The sequence below is a fragment of the Stenotrophomonas sp. HMSC10F06 genome, from assembly GCF_001807865.1.
Taxonomy (GTDB): domain Bacteria; phylum Pseudomonadota; class Gammaproteobacteria; order Xanthomonadales; family Xanthomonadaceae; genus Stenotrophomonas; species Stenotrophomonas bentonitica_A.
Map to the genome: position 1 here is coordinate 1 of NZ_KV791294.1, position 4,942 is coordinate 4,942.

Genomic DNA, 4,942 nt, shown 5'->3' on the forward strand with positions numbered 1-4,942 from the left:
CGGCGGGTCCCGCCAACCCACCCGTGCCCGCCCAAACCAGCACAAGCGCAGCCCAACGCGCCGTTGCCGTTGCTGTGGCCCAACGCACGAACGCAAGACAAAAAAAGGGCGAGGCACCCGGCCCCGCCCTCTCAATACCACCGGAAACCCACTCAGCTGCGTCGCGCGCAATACATCGACTGCGCCGGCAACACCAGCTCACCACCGACCACCTCGCCGACATCCGGACCCGGCACATGCATCGCCTGCCAATCACCCACCGGCAGCGCAACCCGAGCCGTCCCGGCCGACAGATTGAACGCCAACAGCAACGTCTCCTCCGCGTGCACCCGCTCGAACATCAACACCGGCTCGGCGCACTCGAGGAAACGAATATCCCCCACCAACAGCGTCGGCATCGTCCGCCGCCATGCCAGGAACTGACGGAACGAGTTCAACACCGAATGCGGATCCTGTTCCTGCGTCGCCACCGACGCGGCCTGATGCTCCGCCGGAATCGGCAGCCACGGCTCGCCCGTCGTGAAGCCCGCCTTCGGGGCATCCAGCCACGGCATCGGCGTGCGGCAGCCGTCGCGCCCCTTGAAGTTCGGCCAGAAGGTAATGCCGTACGGGTCCTGCAGCGCCTCGAACGGCACGTCCGCCTCGCCCAACCCCAGTTCCTCGCCCTGGTACAGGCAGATCGAACCGCGCAGCGAACACAGCATCGCTACCAGCATCCGCGCCAACCGCGGTTGGGCCGGATGGCCGCCCCAGCGCGTCACTGCGCGCTCCACGTCGTGGTTGGAGATCGCCCAGCACGGCCAGCCTTCGGTCATCGTCGCTTCCAGCCGCGACACCGTATCGCGGATGTAACCGGCGCTGAAATCCTTCACCAGCAGCTCGAAGCTGTAGCCCATGTGCAGCCGGCCCGGCGCGGTGTACTCGGCCGTGGTGGCCAGCGAATCTTCCGCGGAGATCTCGCCCAGGCTGACCGAGCCGGGATACTCGTCCAGCAGCACGCGCAGCCGCTCGATGAACCCGATGTTCTCCGGCTGGGTGTTGTTGTAGTAGTGGTACTGGTAGGCGTACGGGTTGTCCGCGCTGAAGCCACGGCCCAGACGCTTCTCCAGCGGCTTGGCCGGGTTGTCGCGCAGCTGTGCATCGTGGAAGCAGAAGTTGATCGAATCCAGGCGGAAGCCGTCCACGCCGCGATCCAGCCAGAACCGCACGTAATCCAGCGTGGCCTGCTGCACCGCCGGGTTGTGGAAGTTCAGGTCGGGCTGGTCGGCCAGGAAGTTGTGCAGGAAGTACTGCTCGCGGCGCGGCTCCCACTGCCAGGCCACGCCGCCGAAGATCGACATCCAGTTGTTGGGCGGGGTGCCGTCCTCGCGCGGGTCGGCCCATACGTACCAGTCCGCCTTGGGATTGGTGCGGTCCTGGCGGCTCTCCTGGAACCAGGCATGCTCGATCGAAGTATGGCTGAACACCTGGTCGATCATCACCTTCAGGCCCAGCGCATGCGCCTTGGCCAGCAGCTGGTCGAAGTCGGCCAGCGTGCCGAACATCGGATCGACATCGCGGTGGTCGGCGATGTCATAGCCGAAGTCGGCCATCGGCGATTTGAAGAACGGCGAGACCCAGATCGCGTCGACGCCCAGCGCGGCCACGTAGTCCAGGCGTTCGATGATGCCGGGCAGGTCGCCCACGCCATCGCCATTGGCATCCAGGAAACTGCGCGGGTAGATCTGATAGATGACGGCACCGCGCCACCATGGAGACTGCGACATTGAGGCCCCCCTTCGGGCTTCCACGGCACCCGCGAGGGGGCCAGAAACGAACCCGACAAGCTTAGCGGGGCGCCTCCAGCGGTGGGGTCGCATGCATACGTATTCACGCCAGATGGCGGCGCGGGGCGCATTCCCAGCGCCCGGCCGGGCGGCAGCCAACCGGGCACGGCGCATCGGTGGCGGCGCCCAGGATCGGCAGGGCCCGCCCCTCCCCCCCGCGTCTGCCGCGCACCTTGGCCGGGCCACAGGCGCGTCTTCGCAGGCGGAATACGACGGCACCGCCTATAATTCCGGCCAAGCCTGAAAGTCAGACCGCATGACCATCACCGAAGACACCCGCCCCGCGCTGGGCCTGCCCCAGATCCAGTCGCTCGCTGCGCCCGACATGGACGCCGTCGATGCGCTGATTCGTCGCCGACTGTCCTCGGATGTCGTGCTGATCAACCAGATCGCCGACCACATCATCTCGGCCGGCGGCAAGCGCCTGCGCCCGATGCTGGTGATGCTGGCTGGCCGCGCGGTCGGCCAGGCCGGTCCGGAACACCACCAGCTGGCCGCGATCATCGAGTTCATCCATACCTCGACCCTGCTGCACGACGACGTGGTGGACGAATCCAGCCTGCGGCGTGGCCGCAGCACCGCCAATGCACTGTGGGGCAACGCCCCGAGCGTGCTGGTCGGCGATTTCCTGTACTCGCGCAGCTTCCAGCTGATGGTCGAACTGGACCGCATGCCGGTCATGCGGATCCTGGCCGACACCACCAACCGCATCGCCGAGGGGGAAGTGCTGCAGCTGCTGCACGTGCATAACCCGGATACCGACGAGGCCGCCTACCTGCGTGTGATCGAGCGCAAGACCGCGGTGCTGTTCGCCGCCGGCACCCGTCTGGGCGCGCTGGCCAGTGGTGTCGATGAGGCCACCCAGCAGGCGCTGTACGACTACGGCATGCACCTGGGCTACGCCTTCCAGATTGCCGACGATGTGCTGGACTACTCGGCCAACGCCGATGAGCTGGGCAAGAACCTGGGCGACGACCTCGCCGAGGGCAAGGCCACCCTGCCGCTGATCCACGCGATGGCGCATTCGGATGCCACCACCCGCGAGCGCCTGCGCGAGATCGTGCAGAACGGTGACGCCGAGGCGATGCCGGAAGTGTTGGCGGCCATCCACGCCACCGGCGGCCTGGACTACAGCCGCGCGCGCGCCGAGGAGTATGCCGACGCCGCCGAGCGTGCGCTCGACGGCCTGGCCGACAACGATGCCGTGGCCGCCCTGCGCGGGCTGGCCCGCTACGCGGTGCAGCGTTCGCATTGAGGGAGGGCGTTCCGCCCGACGGTTGTAACCCTCAGAGGTAGAGCCGACCGTTGGTCGGCTTCTCGTCCTCCCGGCGCCGCGATCCCCGATGAACGCACCACGCCATGCGCGTTGCAGCCGACCAACGGTCGGCTCTACCGGGCTCTGGTCTCGAACCGCTCCTCGAAGAATTCATCCAGCGCCTTCCAGGCACGCTTGGCCGCCCGTTCGTTGTACAGGCAGCCTGGCGGGCTGTTGGCATCGGACTCGGCGAAGCAGTGCACCGCGCCGCTGTAGTTGGTGAACTCCCAGTCCACCTTGGCCGCGTTCATTTCCTGCTCGAAGCTGGCGATGTCCGCTTTGCTCACGCCCTTGTCGTCGGCGCCATTGAGCACCAGCACGGAGGGATGCGTCCCGCCGGCCTTGGCCGGGAGCGGTGAGCCCAGGCCACCGTGCAGGCTGACCACACCAGCCAGCGGTGCGCCGGCGCGCGCCATCTCCAGCACCGTAGTCCCGCCGAAGCAGAACCCTACCGCGCCGATCCGGCTGGCATCCAGCGGCGCCTTCCCGGCCTGGGCCTTGAGCACCTCGATCGCCTTGAGCGCACGGGCGCGCAGCACGGGGCGGTCGTTGCGCAGCTTGGTCGCCACCGGACCGGCCTCGGCGTCGGTCTTCGGTCGCACGCCCTTGCCGTACACATCGGCGACCAGCACCACGTAGTCATCGCCGGCGAGCTGCTTGGCCTTGGCGATGGCCGAGTCGTTCACGCCCTTCCAGTTCGGCACCATCACCAGACCGGGGCGCTTGTCATTGTCACTGTCGTCGTAGACCAGCACCCCACTGAACGTGGTGCCGTCCTGGGTCCACTCCACCGGCTTGGCCTGCATCGCCGCCAGCGCGGGCAACGCCGTCATGCCCAACAGCACCGCCGCACCCCACCGCCATTGCCTGTTCATGCGTCTGCTCCCGACAGAAAGAGCCCCGAGTGTATGACGGCCGGTTGACGGCACCGTGTAGAAGCGCCTGGGCACCTCCCCCCCGTGATCCGGCAGGCCGGCCACGCCCGACCTCATCTGGATTGATCACCGCCGTCCCAGTTATTGGATTAACTCCCTCCGTCCCTGTTATGGCAGGCTGGCCGGCCCCGTGTACGGAATACCCCATGAGCCTTGTCGACCGCTTCCTCTCCGGCCTGGTGCCGCGCCTGCCCGACGACGATGCGAGGATGTGGGCCTGGGTCGAGGGCGCCAGCACGGCCGATCTGCAGCGCCTGCGCGAGCGCTGGCCACAGGTACCCGAGAGCCTGCTCGCCTTGTTAGCGCGGGTCGACGGCACGCATTTCCGCGCCTACCCGGGCGGCGAGGTGGTGGTGCTGATGCTGGGCTCGGACGTCGAAGAGGGGCATTACCCCTACTACCTGCGTTCGGTGGACCAGGTGTTCGAGGACAGCGCGCAGTGGGATGACAGCATCCGCTCGATCTACGAGGAATGGCTGGAGGAAGACCCGGAGATTCTCGGCGACGGCATCGATGCCGACCTGCCGATGGGCAAGCGCCTGTGCTTCTCGCACTGCATGAACAACGGCGGCAGCTCGATGCTGTACCTGGATTTCGATCCCGCGCCGGGCGGCACGGTCGGCCAGGTGGTGCGCTACCTGCACGACCCGGACAGCTACCGGGTGATCGCGCCGGGCTTCGATGCATACCTGCAGCAGCTCATCGAAAACGACTACGCCTTCATCGATGAGGAAGAGGTCTGACGCGTAGATCACCGACGTGCCCCGCGCGGATGAACGATGCCGCACATCCCAGGGGCAGAGCCACGCCATGCGTGGCTGCGCCATCCACACCACGGTAGCAACTGTGTTGCTGGAGGAGCTTCA

Annotated in this window: 4 protein-coding genes; 2 read left to right on the plus strand and 2 right to left on the minus strand. The window is 67.2% G+C overall.

Going from position 1 to position 4,942, the window contains the following annotated elements; translation table 11 throughout:
- Positions 1-152: 152 nt before the first annotated feature.
- Positions 153-1,766, minus strand: a complete 1,614-nt coding sequence (locus tag HMPREF3113_RS13080) for an alpha-glucosidase (protein ID WP_070473254.1) — start codon at positions 1,764-1,766, stop codon at positions 153-155.
- Between the two features lie 316 nt (positions 1,767-2,082).
- On the opposite strand from HMPREF3113_RS13080, the gene HMPREF3113_RS13085 reads away from it, so the two are divergent.
- Positions 2,083-3,081 (plus strand): polyprenyl synthetase family protein, encoded by a 999-nt coding sequence (locus HMPREF3113_RS13085; protein ID WP_070426810.1) that lies wholly within the window; start codon positions 2,083-2,085, stop codon positions 3,079-3,081.
- A gap of 134 nt (positions 3,082-3,215) precedes the next feature.
- On the opposite strand, the gene HMPREF3113_RS13090 is transcribed toward HMPREF3113_RS13085, so the two are convergent.
- Entirely contained in the window at positions 3,216-4,016 is an 801-nt protein-coding gene (locus HMPREF3113_RS13090; RefSeq protein ID WP_046273015.1) for a dienelactone hydrolase family protein, read from the minus strand.
- Positions 4,017-4,222: 206 nt separating this feature from the next.
- On the opposite strand from HMPREF3113_RS13090, the gene HMPREF3113_RS13095 reads away from it, so the two are divergent.
- Complete coding sequence (locus HMPREF3113_RS13095; RefSeq protein ID WP_070473257.1) at positions 4,223-4,819, plus strand: SMI1/KNR4 family protein; 597 nt, start codon at positions 4,223-4,225, stop codon at positions 4,817-4,819.
- The last annotated feature ends 123 nt before the right edge of the window (positions 4,820-4,942 follow it).